Origin of the sequence: Paraburkholderia fungorum, from assembly GCF_046027215.1 — a bacterium.
GTDB classification, from domain to species: Bacteria; Pseudomonadota; Gammaproteobacteria; order Burkholderiales; family Burkholderiaceae; genus Paraburkholderia; species Paraburkholderia fungorum_D.
In genome coordinates this window covers 1,518,148-1,540,618 of record NZ_JAQQEN010000002.1, presented here as the reverse complement: position 1 = coordinate 1,540,618, position 22,471 = coordinate 1,518,148, and the positions used below count along the sequence as shown (strand labels likewise).

General features: G+C 61.9%; 8 protein-coding genes and 2 pseudogenes. 4 read left to right on the top strand and 6 right to left on the bottom strand.

Annotated elements, in window-relative coordinates:
* The first annotated feature begins 203 nt into the window (after window positions 1-203).
* Window positions 204-1,145 (top strand): response regulator transcription factor, encoded by a 942-nt coding sequence (locus PQR27_RS27400; protein ID WP_408526736.1) that lies wholly within the window; start codon window positions 204-206, stop codon window positions 1,143-1,145.
* A 304-nt stretch (window positions 1,146-1,449) separates the two neighbouring features.
* Here the strand turns inward: PQR27_RS27400 and tnpA are convergent.
* The 6 genes and pseudogenes from tnpA to PQR27_RS27375 form a co-directional block, all read right to left on the bottom strand.
* Window positions 1,450-1,729: pseudogene (gene tnpA, locus PQR27_RS27395) on the bottom strand (IS200/IS605 family transposase); the annotation flags it as partial.
* Between the two features lie 47 nt (window positions 1,730-1,776).
* A pseudogene (locus PQR27_RS39425) lies at window positions 1,777-1,929 on the bottom strand (hypothetical protein); the annotation flags it as partial.
* Window positions 1,930-1,942: 13 nt separating this feature from the next.
* The gene (locus PQR27_RS27390; protein ID WP_408526735.1) at window positions 1,943-2,197 is read right to left on the bottom strand and encodes an acyl carrier protein; all 255 of its coding nucleotides are present in this window, start codon (window positions 2,195-2,197) and stop codon (window positions 1,943-1,945) included.
* Window positions 2,198-2,243: 46 nt separating this feature from the next.
* On the bottom strand, window positions 2,244-3,656 hold the full coding sequence (locus PQR27_RS27385) for a condensation domain-containing protein (protein ID WP_408526734.1): 1,413 nt from the start codon (window positions 3,654-3,656) through the stop codon (window positions 2,244-2,246).
* A complete protein-coding gene (locus PQR27_RS27380; protein WP_408526733.1) occupies window positions 3,653-6,310 on the bottom strand; it encodes a non-ribosomal peptide synthetase in 2,658 nt (885 codons plus the stop codon). The genes PQR27_RS27385 and PQR27_RS27380 overlap by 4 nt, the downstream gene beginning before the upstream one ends.
* An 8-nt stretch (window positions 6,311-6,318) precedes the next feature.
* Window positions 6,319-6,546: an MbtH family protein gene (locus tag PQR27_RS27375; RefSeq protein ID WP_408526732.1), complete on the bottom strand. Its 228-nt coding sequence runs from the start codon at window positions 6,544-6,546 to the stop codon at window positions 6,319-6,321.
* 385 nt (window positions 6,547-6,931) lie between these two features.
* Here PQR27_RS27375 and PQR27_RS27370 point away from each other — a divergent pair, with 385 nt between their 5' ends.
* The 3 genes from PQR27_RS27370 to PQR27_RS27360 all read left to right on the top strand — a co-directional run bounded on the left by PQR27_RS27370 (window position 6,932) and on the right by PQR27_RS27360 (window position 22,053).
* A complete protein-coding gene (locus tag PQR27_RS27370) occupies window positions 6,932-7,741 on the top strand; it encodes a 2OG-Fe dioxygenase family protein (protein ID WP_408526731.1) in 810 nt (269 codons plus the stop codon).
* A 126-nt stretch (window positions 7,742-7,867) separates the two neighbouring features.
* Window positions 7,868-20,785 carry a hybrid non-ribosomal peptide synthetase/type I polyketide synthase gene (locus PQR27_RS27365; RefSeq protein ID WP_408526730.1) on the top strand — a complete coding sequence of 4,306 codons (12,918 nt, stop codon included), beginning with the start codon at window positions 7,868-7,870 and terminating at the stop codon, window positions 20,783-20,785.
* Entirely contained in the window at window positions 20,782-22,053 is a 1,272-nt protein-coding gene (locus tag PQR27_RS27360) for an MFS transporter (RefSeq protein WP_408526729.1), read from the top strand. The genes PQR27_RS27365 and PQR27_RS27360 overlap by 4 nt, the downstream gene beginning before the upstream one ends.
* Window positions 22,054-22,471 lie beyond the last annotated feature (418 nt).

Genomic DNA, 22,471 nt, shown 5'->3' with positions numbered 1-22,471 from the left:
TATTTCGGTCGCCCCGTCGGGGCAGGCGCGGAGGAGTCGATTAAACGGACAACATACTAGATAATTTAGCTATCTCAGTCTGCGATCCATCGACAGCGCTTTATGCTGGAATTCCGACTTACAACATCGGCTGCAATTTTGCATATAAGCGAAACAATCAGCATTGAGCGTATGCGTAGGGATGAACCTGGTGACACAGAAACATGATGGAATTGCGCAATATTGCCGATCCTGAAGCGCGAAAATGCCGCATTCAACGCTATGGCGGGGCTGTTTGTCGGGATGAACGCCGCTCGCTTCCATTCAGGCAAAACGGACGTCAACATATGAATCAAATGCTTGCGGATTTGGGCGATCTCGTTACACGTATCGGCCGTGCGAATTTCGTGGCGACCATGCACAAACTCGTGGCTCGACGCGTCCCGGTCGATGGAATTATTTTGACGGAATGGGCGGCGGACGATAGCAACCAAACGATCAACGTGGTTCGAACACATGGCTACGCTGGCATAGCGAGCGACCACGCCTGTACGGCCCACCGCGAGATCGAAGCGCTTCGATCGATTGACTCGCTCAGACGATGTATTTTGAGCGACCCGGATTCCCAGTTGATACACCTCGGCAAAAGCGACCTCATCGCGAAACAATGTGTTGATGGGAAAGAATCGTTTCGGTGCGTCCTCGTATCTCAGCGCTTGAAGAGCCGGTACGTCATTTCCCTTCACCGAAGCAATGGTCGCAACGACTTTATGCTACGCGAACTATCCACACTTAAAAACCTCTCTGAAGTGCTGCTGCCGGTCGCAGAGCAACATGCGCGCTCCTGCACTGACACCCCGTCCGACCTTGAAGGTTTGTCGTTCGAGGGACAAGAAGAAAGCGGTGTAGCGCTGCTCGAAAGAAAATTTGAAAAGTGTTTGACAAAACAGGGAATTTCGCTTTCGACAAGAGAAAAGCAGGTTTGTTTGTTGCTGCTGACTGGACGCACCACTCCGGCCATTGCCGGAGTCCTCAGCATCAATCGCACTACTGTAGAGACCTATGTTAAACGGGCAGGCATCAAACTGGGCTTGACCGGACGACACGGTTTGCTCAAATGGCTGATAAGCGGCGATTGCGATCTCGGAACGGACGACCACCTCTGACCATGCCCGCAGCGCAATGAAAACGCTGCGCTTTAACGCCCCCACTAGCGATGGCGACGCCGCCTGCAGTATCTCTGCGGGCAACTGTCTGAAGATCACCCGGCTTGGCCAAACAGGACCTTTCCGAAGCAGAAATGCGATAGTGTCCACAAAGAAATATGCCGAAGCGAAGACCAGAAGGTGGACGAGGCTGGGGGCTACCCTTAACGGGTGTTGGACACCGATCGCAACGCCAGTGTCGCGGCTTTGATGCTCACGCGGAATCGACCCCTGATCCAGGATTAAACGTTGCCCAACCGTGCGGACATCGTCTGAAAATTTCACGAGCGGTGATGCTCATCGCCATCCTTGCGATCTTCGTCACGCTGTAGGTCGGAACCGACTGGGCGAGAAAATAAACGTGGTTCTTGTCCGTCCCAATCTCGAGAAATTTGATCCGATAGCGCTGCGCAATCTCCAGGCAAACATCCTTCGGCACTTCATCCAACCCGGTCGTTGAACACTGCCCTCCCGCGCTTCGCTGGAAGCAGCATGTGATACATCGGAACGGTGACGTTATGGATCTTGTGAATGTATTCGCATATCCATGCAGCTTACGCTGCAAGCGACGGGAATCCGACCCGAAGAGATTGATGATGCTCAAGCGCAGGGTCCCCATCGCGATGCGATCGTCGACGAAATACCCAGCCTCGTTTGGACCCCGATGCTGGATCGGCGGGAGCACGCCGTGAACCACGGATGGATAGTCCTGGGCCAACGGCCTGCTGCGATAACAACCTGCGATTCCGCAGATGGCGTTAGGCGTCCCGTGCGGCTTCGGTACGCTTCGCTATCATCACAGCGACGATCTGCGCCAACGACGTCATTGAAGCGTTCGCCACATCGTCGTCGCCGAATCGCACGTCGTATTGCTGCTCGATGTGGTGAATCAGGTGGATATAGCCGAACGAATCGAGAATGCCGGCCTCGAACAGGTTGCTGTCTTCGGTGATCTGATCGTTGAACTCGAAGAGAAAATGTGTTTGCAGATACTGCTTCAGTTCGTGCTTCATCGCTACCGCTCCTTGGAAGGTCAATGTGTAAGGCTCGGGCTGCGAATCAGGTGGATGCAGCGCCAGACACGAGGGTTTTAACGGCTGTAGTCATTTCGTCGGCGAACGGAAAACTGGAGAACGCCGGATGGCGGCTACGCACGCTCACCCGCAGACCGTCTCGGTCGCGGTCGAACCTCAGGTGTGTTTCTCCAGGACCTATGCGCATGCGCTCGTGTACCGAGAACTGTGCCGGCTGCAAACCTGGATGCGAAGCGCCCGTTGGCTCGAGTAATGGAGCGACGCCGGCATGGTCGAAGTAGTTCAGCAAGATGGGGGCGCCAGCATTGCCCGGTAGTCCCGATGCTGCCAACAGCGACATGGGCGAACGAACCTGTTCGTGGTGCAGACGTTGGAAACGCGTCGCGAGTTCCGCAACGTTCACCGTGGCGATGTCCGCAACGGGAAACGGTAATCCCAGTATGCGGTACAGGCAGCCAACAGTGGTGAAGTGATTGAGTGTGCGGCCCGAGACCACGTCGTACAGAACGAACGCCGCCGCTGGCTTGAAACGCCGTGCGAGCAGGCAACCTGCGATGCATTTCAGCAGACTGGCCGGTTGCAGTTTGTGGCGCGTGCACCATGACGTGAGGCGTGCGACATCCGCGCCGTCGAGTTGCGCGCGCTGCGCGTACTGCACGGATTGAGCCGCTACATCCGCTGCATGCAGCAACGGTTCGACAGTGGAAAACATGTCGCGACGTTCCGCCAGAGCCTGCGGCGTATCGGTGATGTCCACGGCCTGCGTCGCCCAGTCAATGAAGCGCGTGTCGGTGCGCACGTGGCCTCCCGTGTAGGCAGAGAACACGAGATTGAAAAACAGCACTGCGGAGGTAGTATCGATCGCGATGTGATGGCAAACCAGCACCGCTGTCGCGCCCTGTTCCCCGATCAGCAGCAGATGGCGTACGGCGCCCTCGAACAGATCGAAGGGGCAATCCAGTGCTGCCTGCGTGGCCTTCCTCGCTGCATCGGGATCCTCGCGATCGAGATACACGATCTCGACCGGCGACACGACTGCGGAATCGAGTACCTGGAAAAAGCCTTCTGCGAATTCGAAATACCGACTGCGAAACGTCGGTGCGGCCTGCTCGGCTGCTCGCAATGACTCGGTCCATTTTTCGGGGTCGACGTCGGGCTGTAGTCCGATACCAAAGCCCAGCACATAGGTCGGGTCAGCAGGGGCGCGCACATAGTGAATAAACATATCGCGCTGCGACGGCGCGAGCACTGCGATCGACTGCACCGTCGGCGCCAGCTCGCGCAACTGCGGTAGCAGCACCTGTTGCGGATCGAACGGCGCGATATCGCCGGTCCCGGCCGCATCGGTCAGAGCATCTTCGAGCGCGAAAAGGTCGGCTTCATCGAGCGTTCTCGTGCCGGCCAATGGGCCCGAATGCATCGGAAGTACCACGGTCATTTGCTGGTTCCCGTTTCGTGACGTGCGGCGCCGCTCGACGCGAACACGATGCTGGCTAGCGCGGCCACTGTCGGTTTGTCGAACATGTCGCGCATGGAGATCCGTTTGCGGAACGTTGTACGAATCTGACTCACGAGGCGCATCGCGAGCAGCGAATGACCGCCGATATCGAAAAAACTTTCGTCGGCATTCACGGCGGGTACGTCGAGAATCTTGCAGAAGATTTCGGCCAGTGCGACTTCCTGCGCATTGCCAGGTAATCGCCCGCTGCTGCGCTCGAAGTCCGGTTCCGGCAAGCGCGCCCGGTCCAGTTTGCCGTTGATAGTAAGTGGCAATTGCGACACCATGACGATGGTCGATGGCACCATGAAGGCCGGCAGACTGTCGATCAAACTCTGGCGCAACGCCGAGCGATCGGGCGCAGTGCCGCTGCGCGATACTACATAACCGACTAGCCGCCGGTCGCCATTCTTTGTCTCATGCAAGGTCACGCACGCTTGCGCAACGTCGGGCAAGCGGGTCATCGCGGTCTCGATCTCGCCCAACTCGATCCGGAAGCCACTGATCTTCACCTGATGATCCGCGCGCCCAAGGAAGTCGAGTGAACCGTCCTCGCGCCACCGTGCCAGATCGCCGGTGCGATACATGCGGCTGCCCGCGGGTCCAAACGGGCATGCGACGAAACGCTCGGCCGTCAGCCCGTGACGATTCAGATAACCGCGTGCGAGACCTGCGCCGGCGACATACAGCTCGCCGACTGTGCCGGGCGGAACGGGACGCAGATACGAGTCGAGCACACAGACGTTCAGGTCCGGGATCGCGTGGCCGACCAGGCTGCCGCCGCGACTGTCGGGCTGCGCGCCGTTCAGCGCAATTCGTGTGACGTGTACAGTCGTCTCGGTGATCCCATACATGTTGACCAGGGTCGGGCGGTCGACCGGATGCCGTTCATACCAGCCCTCGAGGCGTTGCCAGTCGAGCGCCTCGCCACCGAAGATCACGAAGCGCAATACGAGGGCGGCCGCGTCGCTGTTAGTGCGCGTCTCTTCGGCGAGATGATAGAACGCCGATGGCGTCTGGTTGAGCACGCTGACCTGTTCATCGACAAGCAGCTTGACGAAGGCGGCGGGCGAGCGGCTGACCAGATAAGGCACGACGACGAGCCGGCCGCCATGAAGCAGCGGGCCCCAGATTTCCCAGATCGAGAAGTCGAATGCGTATGAATGGAACATCGTCCATACGTCGCCTGGACCGAACTGGAAAGTGTCCGCGGTGGTGCCGAACAGGCGCACGACATTCTGATGCGACACGACGACGCCCTTCGGCGTACCGGTCGAACCCGACGTATAGATCACGTAAGCGGCGTTGTCCGGCACGAGAGGCACACGACGGGTGGTGTCATCCGGGTTGTGCGATGGGGCGCCAGCTTGTGCGTCGGCGATCATCGTGGTGTCCAGCGCAATACGCGCAACTGCTGGTGTAAACGAGAGCTGGGCCGGCAGCGCATCAAGCGTGATGACAGCCTTCGGCTTAGCATCCGCCAGCATGAATTGCAGGCGTTCGGCGGGATAGTCGGGATCGAGCGGCAGATACGCCGCACCGGCCTTCAGTACGGCGATGAGCGCAGCGATCATCTCGATCGAGCGCGGCAGGCACAGCGCGACGACATCTTCCGGACCGATGCCCTGACCGATCAGATGATGCGCGAGCCGGTTCGCCTGCGCATTCAGTTCCGCATAACTGACAGTATGACCTTCGAACGTCAGCGCCGCGGCATCGGGCGTGCGGGAGGCTTGCGCTTCGAACAATGCCGGCAACGTGGCTTCGGCTACCGCTGCGCCGGTGTTCGCCCACGTCTTCATCCGCTCGCGTTCCGCTTCAGTTAGCAGCACGATATCGCTCAGGTGCCGCGTTGGATCGGCTGCCATCGATTCGAGTACTTGCAGCAGCCGTGCACCGGTAGTATCAATCGTCCCGCGGTCGTACAGCTCCGTCGCAAAGCTGATAGTTCCTTGCAACGCGTGGGACGTGTGCCTGAATTCGAAAACAAGATCCAGGCCACGCTCGAGTCCGTCCGCCGACAGTGATGGCGAGTCGTCGTCGGCGTCGCTGATCGCGAGCAAGATCTGAAACAACGGGTGATGATCGCGCGGTACATCGGGGACCAGCGCGCTGGCCAGCACGTCAAACGGCACCAGACTGCGCGCGAAAGCATGCTGATTTGCTGCGCGAATGTCAGACAGCCATCTATCGATGCTCGGATTGCCTGACAGGTCGGTACGCAGCACAACGTAATCCGCGACGCCTGCACCGCGTTCGTTGGGCCCAGCATCACTTTCTCGGGCCATTGTCCCAATGGCTACCGCTTGCTCCGCCGCGAGGCCACCCAACACCATTGCGAGGGCTGCCTGAACAACCTCGAACAATCCGCAGTCCGCTGCGGAGGCCAGCGTGTGCAACTTTCTCAACTGGGCCGCGTCGATGTTCAGCAGAACCTGGTCGCCGCTACGCGATGCGCCAGCCCTTCGCGGCCGGTCGGCGGGAAGCCCGATACAGTCTGGCAATCCAGCCAGCATTGCGCGCCAGTCGGCAATATGGGCAGTAAGCGCTTCGTCGGTCGGCTGATCTGAGTGGGTCTGAAGGTCGTTCGACATTATTAGGGTTACTCATCGGCTAATTGAGAAACTGCGGAGCGCTCCTGCACGCTACGGGGGCGGATATCGGTCCAGTTCCGCTCGACGAACTCGACACATTCGGCGCGAGAAGCCGGACCATATCGTATTTCCCAGCCCGAGGGCAGTTCGGCGAATACGGGCCATAAAGAAAACTGATGCTCGCTGTTACGCAACACTTGAAACAAGGCGTCGTCGTTCTCGAACGGATTTGGCATAGGACTCTCTTCTCGTTGCTCAATCGCATGCTGGTTTCGGTCCGAATATTAAAGCGAAACAATTCATCGTTGTCTGTACTGGCAATTGAGGACGTGCTCAAGATCCGGCTGTACCGGTTTTCTATTGCAGACACATCCGTGGACCGATGGTCCAATTGAAACAGCAGCATGTGGCTGCCCGCATCTGCTGAAAAGGAATCGAACTTGAGTGCTGTCATTTCCCGACGACGTGTCTGGTGATTTCCGGACGTCGCCATTCGACAAGTGCACGGAGACGATTCTCCGTTTGCGTGACGATGCACCAACAACTTCATTGATACGACCCTGGTCACGATACCGACGCAGTGTATGACCACTGCGCTGGTCGGACATGTTAAGGACACCCATGCGAAACATGTTAGATGAGTTTCTCCTCACTTCCCGCGCCGAAACCGACCGTGTAGCCAAACAGCTTCGAGAATCGGGTTGGGCACGCTTCGATTCGATCGACCTCTCGCCGTCTCCGCAGGAACGCACCGAGTTGGCATTGCTCGCACAGTATGCCGAGACGTTGCCGGTCGACCGTTTTGGTGGTGGCGGCCGACGGCGCAGTTATGCGCAAGGCGTGATCGACGTGCACACGCAGAACATCGCGTGGGATTCAGGTTACGTCGCGGAGGACGGCAGCGTCGAAATCAAATACCAGCAGGACGTTGATTTTCAGCCGGAATACGGCGGAGTGGTGCGGCGCTTTCTGCGCACCAGCGACCGCGTGCTCGACATGAGCCTCGTCAACAAGTTGATCTGGCATGACCTGTGGCTCACTTCGTTGGCGGCCCAGCACGATACGCTGATCTGCGGATTGCACGTCGTCTGCATGACGGCCACTGTCGGCTCGCCATCGCGCATCACGCCCGACTGTCTGCACCGCGACGGCCAGCCGTTCACTGCAGTGCATCTGATCGACCGCAAAAACGCGTGCGGCGGAATCAACTACATCGCGCCGCCAATCTATGCCGGCGCGCAGGTGAGCGACGTGCCGCGTGAACTGCTGCATAGCTTCACGCTGAACGAGCCGCTCGAAAGTTATGTGATCGACGACGAAGCAGTCTCCCATCACGTCACGTCGGTCAGTTGCGAGCAGTCCGCGACGCACGGTGTGCGCACCGTCATGCTGATCGATTTCACGCACGTCTCGCCGGGCGGCCGCGCATAAGTACGCGCTGTTTCGGTGCGTCGCGACGCGGGGGGTGCGAAGCACGCGTACTGCAAGGGTCACGACACGCCGGGCCACCGAACACGGGTCGCCAGCCCTCATTTTCGATCAATACGTCAGCCTGCCATGAACATCAAAGAGAACCATTTCACGCCGGATCATCGCGACGCGCGCAAGACCGTTCGTCTGCAACCAACTGCCGCGCAACGCCGGCTGTGGCTCGTTTCCGGCGGCGATGTCCGCTCGGCGACCTACAACGTGCCGATCGCGCTGCGCCTCGACGGCGTACTGGATCGCGCTGCACTTGAAGAGGCAGTCGCGAGTCTCGTCGAGCGCCATCCGACGTTGCGCGCCCGCTTTCGCAGCGAAGACGATCAACTGGTCGTCGAAGCCGGCGAGTCGCTACCGGTTTTGCGTACGCTCGACCTTGGCCATCTGCCGTCCGCCGAGCAGTCACGCATGGTCGCCACATATACGCAGCAGGAGGTGGAACATCTCTTCGATCTCGCCGCCGGCCAGCCGCTGAGTATGATGCTGCTCCGGCTTGCCGACGATCGTCATGTGCTGCTGATGAACCTGCACCACATGGTCGTCGACAACTGGTCGCTGACCCTGCTTCTCGATGAGCTGTCCGATACGTACCGCGCGTTTCGCCGCGGTGAGGCGCTCGCGCTCGGTCCAGTCGATTACCAGACAGACGATCACGACGAAATGTCGGACGACGGTCATGTCGAAACGTTGCGCGCATACTGGCGCGACCAGCTGGCAGACGCCCCGCACCTGCACACGATCCCGACTGACAGGCCGCGCTCACGTGAGGCGTGTAATCGTGGTGCACGGGTGACCTTCGCGCTCAAACCCGCACTGCTAGAAGGCTTGCATCGCGTCGGCCGGGCAGCCGGGACCACGCCATATATGACGGGCCTCGCGGCATTCGCTGCGTTGCTGCACCGGTACTCGTCTGCGCAGGACGTGGTGATCGGTAGCCCGTTCGCCAACCGGCTGACCGATGCACAGCAGGAACGTATCGGTTTTTATTCGAATCTGATTCCGTTGCGCTTCCGGTTCGACGGCACACCGAGCTTCATGGATCTGCTTGCGCAAGCGCGCGAGAACGTTTTGGATGCGTTTGACCACGCCGGGTTGTCGTTCGACGAAATCGTCGAGGTGGCCAGGCCGCCCCGTTCGTCGAGTTATCCACCGGTATTCCAGGTGATGTTCGATATGGTTGGTGGCTCGCTGCAAACCTTCACGCTCGACGGGCTGAGCGTCAACGCCACATTGCTGGACTCGGGCACGTCGAAATACGACCTGAACCTGGAACTGATCGTAACGGCTGAACGTCTGAGCGGCAGGCTCGAATACGACACCGACCTGTTCGATGCCGGGACAGCCGAGCGCTTCGTAGGTCATTTCGAAAGATTGTTGGACAATGTGTTGCGTACGCCCGACGCGCCTATCGCGCAGGCGACGCTGCTGTCGACGCAGGAACTCGATCAGGTGCTTCGCTTCGCGAAACCGGCGCGACCGCTTGGTGCTCCGCCGTTCGTCTCGATCCCGGAGCGTATCAGCCGGCAGGCGGGCAACACGCCCGATGCGACCGCGATGGTCTACCTCGACGAGCGCCTGACCTATCGGCAACTGGACCGGCGTGTCGAACAGCTCGCGAATCGTCTGCGTGCACAAGGCATCAAAAAGGGGCAACGGGTAGCGACCTTCATCGCCTACTCGCCGGACAACGTGATCGCATTTCTGGCGATCCAGCGCGTGGGCGCAGTGTTCCTGCCGCTCGGGCCAGCCGACCGACGCTTCCCGGAAAAACTCGAGGACAGTCAGCCTTCGTTGATCATCAGTCGTTCGCAGGACGCAGGTGGAATTGATAGCCAGACCGCGTACCCGGTTCTGCTGGTCGACGACATAGCGCAGACCATCCCCGCCACCGACACTGCGTCGGCTCTCGCCACGCTCGACGAAACTGATCCCGCCTACGTGATCTACACGTCAGGTTCGACCGGCAAACCGAAAGGCGTCGAGGTCAACCACGGCAGCTTGCACGCGTCGTTCTTTGGCTGGTGCGATGCCTATCGTTTCGGACAACCGGGTCTACCGGTTGCATTGCAGCTTGCCGGTCCGACCTTCGATCTGTACATTGGCGATCTGGTTCGCACGCTCAGTCTAGGTGGCTGCCTCGTGCTATGTCCGCGCGAGTGGTTGCTCGAAGCGGGGCAGCTGCATCGTCTGATCGCGGATGAAAAGGTGACGTTCGGTGACTTCCCGCCCGTCGTGCTGCGACAACTCATCCGCTACTGCAACGAGACCGGCAGGCGGCTCGACGGCTTCGAGACGCTGGTGTGCGGCGCGGATGTCTGGTTTGGTCATGAATTGCAGGCGGCGCAGGCACTGTGTGCGCCGCACGCGCGCGTGCTCGGATCGTATGGCGTGACTGAAGCCGCAATCGACAGTTCGGCGTTCGACCCGGCTGAACACGCACTCGCACCGGCCAGTGTGGTGCCGATCGGCCGTCCGCTGTCGAGCTGCGAGCTGTATGTAGTGGACGGACTGATGCAACTGTTACCGGTAGGCTTGCCTGGCGAATTGCTGATTGCCGGCACGCCGGTGGCGACGGGTTACCTCAACCGTCCCGAACTGAACGCGGAAAAATTTTTCAGCGGCTCGTTCGACGCGAGCGGCCGCTTTGTCGCGGGCAGCGGTACGGGCACGACCCGTATTTATCGCAGCGGCGATATCTGTCGCATGCTTGCTGACGGCACCATCGAATTCCTCGGTCGACGCGACAACCAGGTCAAGATCCGCGGGTTCCGTGTCGAACTCGGTGAGATCGAAAGCGTGCTAGCTGAGCATCCCGAAGTCGAACAGAGCGCGGTGATCGCACATGGTACGCACTCCGACGATCTCGTGTTGATCGGCTATGCTGTGACGACCGCGTCAGTGGAGACCTTGCTCGACTATCTGCGCAGCCGGCTGCCCGCGCATATGGTGCCGGTCGCGCTCGAACGCCTGCCCGAACTACCGTTGACGCCGAGCGGCAAGATAGATCGCAAGCGCCTGCCCATTCCCGATTTCTCGACGGTGCAGGCTTGCCACACCGCGCCGCGCAATCCGACCGAAAGCCGGATGCTGGCGATCTGGCAAAAGGTGCTCAGTACCGCCTCGCCCGGCGTGCACGATAACTTCTTCCACTGCGGCGGCCATTCGCTCGCTGCCGCGCGCCTCGTCGCGCAGATCAATCGCGCATTCAGCACGCGCTGGAACATGAGTGTCGTGTTCGATCGACCGACCATCGCCGAACTCGCCGAACTGGCGGTGGGCGAAATGCTGACTGTCCGGGGGGCAGGGCAGAACGCTGTCGATGAAACGACGGGCAATACAACGGGCGACTCTACCGACGTCGCTGCGCCACTCGCCCGACCCGTTGATCCGAGCCTGCTGTCCTTCGGACAACGCAGCCTCTGGTTCGTCGCGACGAGACGTCGTGGTGCGAGCGATTACAACCTGCCCGACGCGCTGCAGCTGGACGGTCCACTTGACCGTTTCGCGCTGACGCAGGCACTGAACGATGTGCTCGTGCGTCATTCGGCATTACGTACGACGTTCTCCGCGACGGTGCGCGAAGTCAGGGACGCGCAGAGCGCGGCGGGCTACGAGCCGTCGCTATCGGTACACGATGGAATGCACGTCGAACTGGTTGTGATCGACGCGTTCGGTGCCGATCATGCAGAGCGCACCCGTCTGCGGCACGCAGAAGCAGCGCGCGAATTCGATCTGAGCCAGGGTCCTTTGATGCGCGCGACGCTGTTAGCGTTCGGTCCGCACGAGCATATGCTGTGCGTGACTTTCCATCACATTGCTGTGGATGGCCGGTCGATCGTCGTGTTCTGGCATGACCTCGAACGTTGCTACAACGCGCGCACGCGCGGCGCAACGCCGACGCTCGCGCCGTTGAAGGCGCACTACGCCAATTTCATTGCGTGGCAGCGTAGCTTCGTCGACAGTCCTGAATTCGCGAGCCAGATGCAGTTCTGGCGGCAACGGCTCGACGTGTTGCCTGCACCGCTACGGCTCAACGCTTCCCCTCCGCAGTTCACGACCGCCGCCACTTCGGCAACCGTGCCGGCATCGGTGCTGTTCCCGTTGGACAATGAACTTGTCGCCGCAGTGGACCGGCTGTGCCACGCGACGAACTGCACACCGTTCATAGCGTATTGCGCACTGTTCGCGCTGTTGCTGCATCGCGAAAGCGGGCAAAGCGACATCGTTACCGGTATTCCTTCGTCGACGCGCAGCGACGACGTGTTCGACGACGTCATCGGTTTCTTCGTCAACACGCTGCCGTTGCGGCTCGACTTTGACGACGTGCACACTTTCCGCGATCTGCTGTTACGCGTGCGGCAGGCGAGTCTCGATGTGTACACGCATCGAGACGTGCCGTTCGAAGTGCTGATGCAAACGCTCAATCCGCCGCGCACGCCCGGACGCAACCCGATTTTCCAGACCAGCTTTACCTGCGATCTCGACGACGTGACACCGCCCCGACTGAAAGATCTGGTCACTACCCGCGTGCCACTCGACACAAACAACGCGAAGTTCGACCTCGACATGTCGATCGAGAAGGTCGGCGGCACGGTGTTCGGCCGGCTGATGTCGCGTCATCCCGCACTCGATGCGGCTGCGCTGGGCCGGATGCATAGGCGATATGTCGCGTTGACGCGGGCCGTGCTGACCACCCCGGACGTGACCTGGGACACACTCACACTCGACGTCGCGCCGGCCTTGAATGGTGTCCGCCATGCGCAAGATTCGCAGACGCTGACTGCCATGATCGACCGTACGATCGCCATGCATCCCGCTCGCACTGCGCTCGAGCTCGACAACACAGCGACCTCCTATCGCGAACTGGATGCGCTCGCCACCGCGCTGGCGGGGACGTTGGGCGACCTCGGTATCGGGCTGGGCGCGCACGTCGGCATTTTCACCGGCAGCCACCCACACATGGTCACGGCGATGCTCGGCATCCTGCGTGCAGGCGCTGTATTCGTTCCGCTCGATCCGGCGCAGCGCGATCAGGGCTGGAACGAACACGTGATCGCCGATGCATCGCTGGCGGCGATTGTCTGCCGCGAGGGTGTCGCTCACGACGCGGCGTGCCTCGGACCACCTGTCGTCAACCTCGATCGCACCGACCCGCAGACGATCCGCACGCCACGTCGCGTCGTACCCGTCCAGTCCGACGATGGTGCCTGCATAATCTATACATCTGGTTCGACCGGTGCGCCAAAGGGCGCGGTGCTGTCGCATCGCAACCTTGTCAGCACGGTGCCTCGCATTGCCGAATCCGTGCGTGCCACGCGGACGTCGCGCACTGCGCAGTTCTTCGCGGCGAGCTTCGACGGCGTGCTGGCCGAAGTGTTGCCAGCGCTGCTGTCCGGGGGAGCCGTGATATTCGGTTCGCGCACGCAGTTGCTGCCCGGTCCCGGGATGGTCGACTGGCTCGCGGAAAAGCGCATCACGCACCTTGCGATCGTGCCGTCCGCGTTAGGCCTGATGCCGGACGCTACGCTACCGGATCTGCAGGTAATCACCGTAGCCGGCGAAGCCTGTCCGCTCGAAACCGCGCGCCGTTGGGCGCCGGGGCGCCTGCTGGTGAACGGCTACGGGCCGACCGAGTGCGCGATCGCCATTTCGATGTGCGAGTACTGGGACGAAGGTGAAAAGATGGCGCTGCGTCCGCTCGACGGCCTGCGTTTCCACGTGCTCGACGAAGCGCTGAATGAAGTGGGGATCGGCGAATCCGGTGAGCTGTTTTGCGGCGGCCCATGTGTCGGCTACGGCTATCTCGGTCTGCCCGCACGAACTGCGCAAGGTTTCGTCGCCGATCGTTTCGCACCGCAAGCGGGCGGGCGGCTGTACCGGACCGGCGATACGGTGCGCCGCCTCGCCGACGGCAGCGTCGAATTTATCGGGCGCGCCGATCGCCAGGTGAAGATTCGCGGCAACCGGATCGAACTCGACGCGGTCGCTGCCGCGCTGAATGCGATCGATGGTGTGCAACAGGCTGCGGCGCTCGCGCGCATCGATCAGCAGGGCCAGAAGGAACTGGTGGCCTATGTGGTCGCACGTTGCAGCAAGGCCGAACTGCTCGCGGCACTGCGCGCGAAAGTGCCGCCACCGATGGTGCCGTCGAGCCTTACGTTCCTCGAGCAGATGCCGCTCGGCCGGACCGGCAAGATCGATATGAAGGCGTTGGCTGCATTGCGTCCATCACGGGCGGACGACCATGTGGCCTTGCCCACCACGTCGGCCCAGTCGGTTGCCCCGGTCCGCGCTGGCAGGTTCGTCAAACCCACGCGTTTGAGCACCGCGGAGCGCGTTGCTGCGCTATGGTGCGATCTGCTGGAGCGCCGCGATATCGATTACGACGAGAATTTCTTCGATGCTGGCGGTCACTCACTGCGCGCAGTGGCGCTGCATCAACGTCTCATCGACGCGTTCGGACCGGTCGTCACGCTGACCGATCTGTTCGTCTATCCGACCATTCGCGCCCTTGCGGAGCAGATCGATATCGTTGCGCCGCCCGAATTGCGCGAATCGGCTGAAGTGCTGGCGGACGAAATATCGGACGACCTGAGCGTCGCCACGGATGCGGCCACTCCCGTCGATCAGAACGCGATTGCGATCATCGGCATGACCGGGCGCTTTCCGTCTGCCCCCGACCTCGCGAGTTTCTGGCGGGGCCTGCTGGACGGCTACGAAGGCGGCATCTACCTGAGCGATGACGAATTGCTGGCACGGGGCGTCGATGCTGCGCTACTGCGCAATCCGAATTACGTCCGGCACGTGTCGCCGCTGGACGGCGCGACAGACTTCGACGCTGTGTTTTTCGGACTCTCGCCGCGCGAGGCGCAGTTGATGGACCCGCAACAGCGCCTGTTCCTTGAAATGGCAAGCGAGGTGTTGGAGCAGGCTGGTTACGGCAGCGATCAAAAGCCGCGTGCGATCGGTGTATTCGCCAGTTGCAGCTTCAGCTATTACATGATCGAAAACATCATGCCGAACATGGCACGGCTCAATCTCAATTCGAGTCATCTGCTTCTCGGCAACGACAAGGACTTCCTCGCCACCCGTACCGCATACAAACTCAACCTGCACGGTCCTGCGGTCAGTCTTGGCACGGCGTGTTCGTCGTCGCTGGTAGCGGTGCACCAAGCCTGCGCGAGCCTGCTGGCCGGCGAAGCGGAGATGACACTGGCCGGCGCCGTGTCACTCGACCCGGACCGGATCGGCTACGTGTATGTGGAGGGCGGCATCATGTCGGCCGACGGGCACTGCCGTCCGTTCGACGCGACTGCCGGTGGCACGTCGAACGGCAGCGGCGGCGGTGTCGTCCTGCTCAAGCGGCTATCGGCTGCGCTGCGCGACGGCGATACCGTGCACGCAGTAATCCGGGGTTCCACCATTAACAACGATGGAGGCAGCAAGGTCAGCTACACCGCCCCGAGCGTGGCGGGCCAGGCGGCCGTTATTCGCGACGCGCTGCGCGCTGCGCGCGTCGACGCCTGCAGCATCGACTACGTCGAGGCCCACGGCACGGGTACGCGTCTCGGAGATCCAATCGAAGTGCGGGCGCTCACGCAAGCGTTCGACGAGCTCAGCGGCGATACGCCGTTGCCCGCGCAAAGCTGCGCCATTGGTTCGGTCAAAGGCAATATCGGCCACCTCGATGCGGCGGCCGGCATGGCCGGATTGATCAAGACTGTGCTGTCGCTCAAGCACCGGATACTGCCGCCCAGCATCAACTGTAGTGCGCCGAACCCGGAGATCCGTTTCGAGCAGACGCCGTTCGAGGTCGTCAGAGAGGCCCGACCGTGGCCTAAGCGCCCGATGTCGCCGCGGCGCGCCGGTGTCAGTGCGTTCGGTGTGGGTGGCACGAATGCGCATGTCATCGTCGAGGAAGCGCCAGCGCCTCGCGACGACCGCCGTCTCGGGGACGACGACTATCAACTCATCCCACTATCGGCCAAAACCCCTGCCGCGCTCGAGCAGCAGGCGCAGCGGCTAGCGTCGCATCTGGTCGCAGACCTGTCCGCGCAATCCGGACCTGCCCGTCTGCGTGACGTCGCGTACACCATGCAGGTCGGCCGCAGCACGTTCCGGCATCGCGCGTTTGCGGTCGGCAACACTACGAACACGCTCGTCGCGCAACTGCGGGAAGCGACGCGCAACGCCACCCCGGCCGAGCGTGGCACGCCGGCGGTCGTCTTTATGTTTCCCGGCCAGGGGAGCCAGTACGTCGGAATGGGTGCACAGCTGTATCGCGCCGGCGGCGTATTTCGTGAGACGGTCGACCGCTGCGCCGACGGGCTCGCGCGTTACGTCGAGCGCGATATTCGCGATTTTTTGCTCGGCTCGGCCGACGACGTATCGCTGCAGCAGGAACTCAACGAAACCCGCTTCACGCAGCCGGCGCTGTTCACGATCGAATACGCGCTCGCCTGTCAGTTGCAGGACTGCGGCATCGTGCCGAAGGCGATAATCGGGCACAGTCTCGGTGAACTGGTCGGCGCGTGTGTCGCCGGTCTAATCGGACTGGACGACGCGCTTGCGCTGGTCGCGCTGCGCGGCGCCTTGATGCAACGGCAGCCGTCCGGCGCGATGCTTGCCGTCAATGCGTCGGTGGCCCAGCTCGATGCCCTGCTTGCCGCCGGTTGCGAAATCGCTGCGATGAACGGCGCGCAGCAATACGTGCTGGCAGGGCCGCTTGCGTCGATCGCGGTGGCCGAGCGGACCTGCGCGCGAGACAGCATCGCCTGTCAGCGGCTCGCAACGTCGCACGCGTTCCACAGCTCATTGATGGATCAAGCCGTCTCGCCGATCAATCTGGCCAGCCCGGCGATGATGGAGGGCAACGGCATCCGGTTGATCTCGAACCGAAGCGGCCAATGGTTCGACGAAGGCGACCGGCACAACGTCGGTTACTGGGGCGACCATATTCGCCGCCCGGTGCAGTTTCACCGCGGCGTCGACACGCTGCTCGCCGCGTTCGATGAGCCGGTGCTGCTCGAAGTTGGACCGGGCCGCGCGCTCGGCTCGATGCTGCGTTATCGCGCGGACCTCCAACCTGCGCAGTTGCTTACCACTTTGCGGCATCCGCGCGAACAGAAAGCAGACCACGAAGTGCTGCTGAAGAGTATCGGTACGCTCTGGACCCGGGGCGTGGCGATCGACTGGACGCGTATGCACACCGGCCACAAGCCGAAGCGCACGACGCTGCCCACCTACCCGTTCGAGCGCAGTCGCCATTGGCTGGATCGTCCGGCGGGTGGCTCGATGTACAGCGTGCCTCGTGCGCCGGGCATCGCGTTCGAGCAACAGCGCGCAGCTGACGGCGCGACGGTGATGCGATTCGAACTGAACGACCGCCACTGGTTCGTCGACGAACACCGGATTTTCGAGGGCAACGCCGTGCTGCCCGGCACCGGCTGTCTCGACCTCGTGCAACGCGCGTTCACAGCATGGCGCACCGCCGCCGCCACGACGCTTACCGATGTGTATTTTCCGGCGGCGCTGATTCTCGCTCGCAACGGCCGATGCGAGGGCCGCGTCGTGTTTACTCCGCGCGGCGACACGCATACGTTCGCGCTGGAGGGCCGGCCGCACGGCACCGACGACGACTGGAGCCTGCACGCGACTGGCCAGGTGAGCGCCGCTGCAGCCGAACCGGCTGCCATCGGTTCGCTCGACGACCTGCGCGAACGCTTCGCGATGAAACCGCTGCAACAGGCTCGTGCGCGGTTCGATCAGGCGTTCGCCGAGTACGGCTCGCGCTGGCACTCGATGGAGTCCATCTGGCTCGGCGAGCGTTGCGGCCTCGCACGTCTGCGTCTTGCTGACAGCTTGTCCGGTGATCTGCGTGAACACGCACTGCACCCTGCGTTGCTGGATCTCGCGACCGCCTTCCTGAGCGTCTGCACGCGGCCGGACACGGCGGCGATTCCGTTCCACTATCGCGAGGTCAGGATCTACGCGCCGTTGCGTGCGCAATGCTATAGCCTCGTTTGCGAAACATCCCCGGGTCAGTACGACGTGACGTTACTTGCGGCCGACAACAACAGCGACACGCCGACCGTGCTCGCCGATATTCGCGGCTTCAGCTTGCGCGCATTGCGCGCGTCGCGTCGCGATCCCGATTCACCCGATGGTGAGCGAGTATCCGACTGGTGTCGCGCGTTGCGCTGGGTCGACGAACCGTTGATCGCGTCCGCGCAAGCGGCCGAGCCGTGGCTCGTATTCGGCGATGCACAAGGTCCGCTTCGCAACCTGATTGATAACGCGCCGCCGGGCAGCATCGTGGTCACGGCCGCCCGCACGTTTCGTGCGCTCGGTGAGCGCCGCGTCGGCCTACGCCAGAGCAAACCCAACGACTACCGGCAACTGATCGACCTGCTCAGACGTGAACAACGGTGCCCGTCGCGTATCGTCTACAGCTGGACGGCCAGCGATGCGGTCGCTTCGTTCGATCAGCTCGGTTGGCTGATTCAGGCGCTTGGCGTACAGAACACGCCGGCCACGCTATCGGTCGTGACGCATGGGTGGTGCAATGCCGCGACCGAAGCCGCGTGCGACGCAGCGACCGCAGTCGGATTGCTGCAGGCCGTCAACTGGGAGTTTCCAAAGATGATTTGCCGGCATATCGACGTCGACGACGTCATGCCGGCCACGCGCGCAGCCTTGCTCGCCGAGCTTGTGACAGCGCCGTTGCCGACGGCTCAAGCCACTGTCGCGACAGTGGGCCTTGCGAACGGGCAGCGCAGGGTACCGCGTTACGTCCGCCTGCCGTCTGATGCGGACAAGGACGTACTGCGCGATCGCGGCGTGTATCTGATTACCGGTGGACTGACCGGGATCGGTTATGAAGTGGCCCGACACATCGCGACGACGAAGTCGGGTGTCAAGCTCGGTCTGGTGAGTCGCTCCGGGCTCGGGGATACGAGCGAGGACGCAAACTTGAACTTGAGGAATAGCACCGCTGACCGGCGCGCGCGGATCGAAGAACTGGAGCGCGCGGGTGCTGAAGTGCTGGTGTTGCAAGCAGACATTGGCGATCCGCAGCAGACATCGCGTGTCGTCGACACGCTACGGCAGCGTTTCGGGCCGATCAACGGCGTGGTCCATTCGGCCGGCATTGATGCGAGTGGCCTGCTCGAAAGTGGCACACCGCGGGCGTGGCATCGGGTATTGAGTCCGAAGGTCAGCGGCACCCGACAACTGTGTGAACGGGTCCACGAGGACCGACCCGATTTCGTGCTGTTGTGTTCGTCGCTGGCGTCGTTGATCGGTGGGTTGGGGCAGGCGGATTACAGCGCCGGCAACGCCTATATCGATACGATTGCGCGCTATTGGCGCGGCCGGGGGTTGCCCGTTGTCGCGGTGAACTGGGACGCGTGGTCGGAAACCGGCATGGCGCTCGACTATGCCGCCCGCAAATCGCAAGACACAGCCACGCGGATCCGCGGTCTGACGAACCACGAAGGTTGTGACATATTTGCGCTGGCCGCGGCCAGCTGCGAAGCACAGATCGCGGTCAGCAAGTACGGCCCGATCAACCGTCTGATTGAACGCGAACTCGCTACGCGCAATGCACGGCGTGCAGCACCGGAGCAAACCGGCGGCGCCGGTCCGGTTCGCGATTTTCTGCTCGGCTTATGGCGCGAGATGCTGGGTGTCGAAGCCTTCAGAGACGACGACGATTTCTTCGAACTCGGCGGTCATTCGCTGCTGGCCACGCAACTGATCTCGCGCGTGCGGGACCGGTACGAGCGCTGTTTGACGCTGGCCGAGTTTCTCGACACGCCGACGCTCGCACGAATCGCGCGTTCGATCGATACAGGTCCAGTGTCGTCGCCGGACGACGTCCAGCGTGTGGTCGTGGCGTTGTGGCGGGAATTGCTGGGCGTCGCGGAGATCGCCAGCGACGACGATTTCTTCGAGCTCGGCGGTCACTCGCTGCTGGCCACGCAACTGATCTCGCGCGTGCGGGACCACTACGAGCGCTGTTTGACGCTGGCCGAATTCCTCGACACGCCGACCGTCGCGCGCATCGTCGCATCGATCGACGTACGCCCCACCTCGCACACGACATCCGCGTCGTCCGATCCGGCGGTCCGGTACTGCATAGTGCCGCTGAACAGCGCCGGTGCGTTGCCGCCATTTTTCGGCCTGCCGGGAATGGGCGGCAACGTGGCGCAGCTATTGCCGCTTAGTGCAGCGCTCGGTAATGAGCGGCCTTTCATCGGCCTGCAGTGCCTGGGTCTCGACGGCATCGCGCAACCCCATTCGTCGGTTGAGCAGATGGCGGAGCATTACATTGCGTGCCTGCGTTCGATTCAACCGTCGGGGCCGTATTACCTCGGCGGTCATTCGCTAGGTGGCAAGGTTGCCTACGAAATGGCTCGACAACTGCACGATGCCGGCGAGGAAATCGGCTTGCTCGCGCTCTTCGATTCGGCGGCGCCTCCCTACACGACGACAACTCGTATCGACGACTGTATGGTGACTAAAGTGATCCTGAGCATCTTCGCGTACTACACGGGCAAGCCGCAGATTCTCGGCGGTGAGACGGCGGAGCAGCTTCGCGAGTTGACGCTCGACCAGCAACTCGCGGTAATCCAGCAACGTCTCGAGCAGTTCGGCGTGGTGCGCGCGCAAACCGATAGCAGAGCGATCCGTGGTCTGTTTAACGTGTATCGCGCAGCAGCGGATCTCGGGCCGAAATACGATCCGGTGCAGCGTCCGTTGTCGTTACCGATCCTGTTATTCAAGGCTCGCGAACCGATGCCGGAAGGGATGAACCTGCCTGAAGCACGCGACACCGACGGCTGGGGATGGGAGCGTTTCACCTGTCTCGCGGTGCGCAGCGTCGAGGTGCCCGGTAATCACTTCTCGTGCCTGATGCCGGAGCAGGTCGAACATCTAGCGGCGCCGTTGCGTGCCGCGCTGGATGCGGCCAGCCCACGGAGATTCGCATGATGACGATCGCCGCCCGGCTCGCGTCGTCGGCTCGCCGCACCTTCGGCGGCACCGAGGTGACGCGACGCGAGTTCAGTCAGCTCTCGCTGATCATGATTACGCTTGCGCTTGACGCGTTAGGCTTCGGCATCGCAATTCCGGTCTTGCCGGATCAGGTGTCGGCTGTGATGGGGGGAAGGGAGGCCGGCACGCTGTTCGTCGGCCTACTGGTGGCGAGTTATTCGTTCATGCAGTTCGTGTTCGCGCCACTGCTTGGCGCGGCAAGCGACGCATGGGGACGCCGGCCGGTGCTGCTGATCGCACTGAGCGGTGCGGTGATCAGTAATATCCTGCTGGCGTGCGCGTCCAGCTTTGGCTGGTTGCTAGCCGGCCGTCTGTGCCTAGGCGCGACGGCTGCCAGTGCATCGGTGGCGACAGCCTATCTCGCCGATATCACTGCCCCCGACAAACGCGCCGCGCGCTTTGGTCTGATGAGCGGCGTGATCGGTCTCGGGCTGGTGGTCGGACCAGCGTGCGGCGGGATGCTGGGCACGCTGGGCGCAAGCATGCCGTTTGTCGTCACCAGCGCGCTGGCCGCGATCAATCTGCTCGGTGCCCTGCTGGTCTTGCCTGAAAGTCATGCGCCGGAGCGCAGGGTCGCGTTCGTGTTCACGCAGGCCAATCCGCTCGGCAGTCTGCGGCTGCTACGGCAAGACCCCACGTTTCGGCGTCTCGTACTGGCAGCATGTTTTGGCATGACGGCCTACGGCATCTTTCTCGCGTGCTTCGTGCTCAGCAACGAGATGCGCTTTAACTGGGGTTCGCGGGAAAACGGGCTGGCGCTGGCATCGCTCGGTCTGGGCATCACGCTGACGCAGACCGTGCTGCTACGTCACGTGATTTCACGATTCGGCGAGCGTCGCACGGCGCTTGCCGGCTATCTGCTGTTCGTGATGGCGTATGTGCTGTACGGCTTTGCCGCGTCGGTCTATGCGATGGCGCTGGCAATCGCGCTGCATTCGCTCGCGCTGATCAACGATCCCGCCATGCGCGCGATGGTGTCCATCGAGGCCGGTCCAAGCCGGCAGGGCGAGTATCAGGGGGCGCTTGTATGCGTGATGCAACTGGCCGCGACGATTGCCCCGATTTTCGGCGCAGCGATGCTGCATTTTTTTCAGCGTGCGGATTCATCGGTTCACTTGCCGGGCGCACCGTTTTTTGTTGCCGCGCTCCTATACGCAATGTCGTTCATCGTGCTGGTCTGGCGGGCTCGCTCGCCCGCATCGTGAGATACGGTCCGCCGAGGGCATGCAAAAACTGGAGAAGTTCCCGAGACGGGCCGCAGCGGAGTCTCGGTGCGGATCCAGCGCGCAGGGTCCAGGGGTATTCGAGTGGAGCCTGGGATTCGCTAAAAATCCGCCACGTTTCGGCCTGAAATTCTAATTTGAGAGGGCATGTAGACGAAAATTCGGGAAAAGCTTCATGCGACATCTTTGGATAGCGGCGGTTGCGATTGCTCTGTGTCGGCACGGTGAACGCCTGCGACGCCCCGGACGAAAGGCGAAGCTTCTCGAAACGCAACTGCTGCTTGCAAGGCATGGTATGGGGTGCGTTCCGCTGCGTTCGAGGCGTCGAGGTTGAGTTGCGTCGGGCGCTTGACGTGATGGGACACCCGGGAAGATCGTACTCGACGACACCGGGAAAAGT

Coding starts and splice junctions, on each gene's coding strand:
- PQR27_RS27365 (WP_408526730.1), top strand. CDS start 7,868: ATGAACATCAAAGAGAACCATTTCACGCCGGATCATCGCGACGCGCGC.
- PQR27_RS27375 (WP_408526732.1), bottom strand. CDS start 6,546: ATGCCAAATCCGTTCGAGAACGACGACGCCTTGTTTCAAGTGTTGCGT.
- PQR27_RS27390 (WP_408526735.1), bottom strand. CDS start 2,197: ATGAAGCACGAACTGAAGCAGTATCTGCAAACACATTTTCTCTTCGAG.
- PQR27_RS27380 (WP_408526733.1), bottom strand. CDS start 6,310: ATGTCGAACGACCTTCAGACCCACTCAGATCAGCCGACCGACGAAGCG.
- PQR27_RS27370 (WP_408526731.1), top strand. CDS start 6,932: ATGCGAAACATGTTAGATGAGTTTCTCCTCACTTCCCGCGCCGAAACC.
- PQR27_RS27360 (WP_408526729.1), top strand. CDS start 20,782: ATGATGACGATCGCCGCCCGGCTCGCGTCGTCGGCTCGCCGCACCTTC.
- PQR27_RS27400 (WP_408526736.1), top strand. CDS start 204: ATGATGGAATTGCGCAATATTGCCGATCCTGAAGCGCGAAAATGCCGC.
- PQR27_RS27385 (WP_408526734.1), bottom strand. CDS start 3,656: ATGACCGTGGTACTTCCGATGCATTCGGGCCCATTGGCCGGCACGAGA.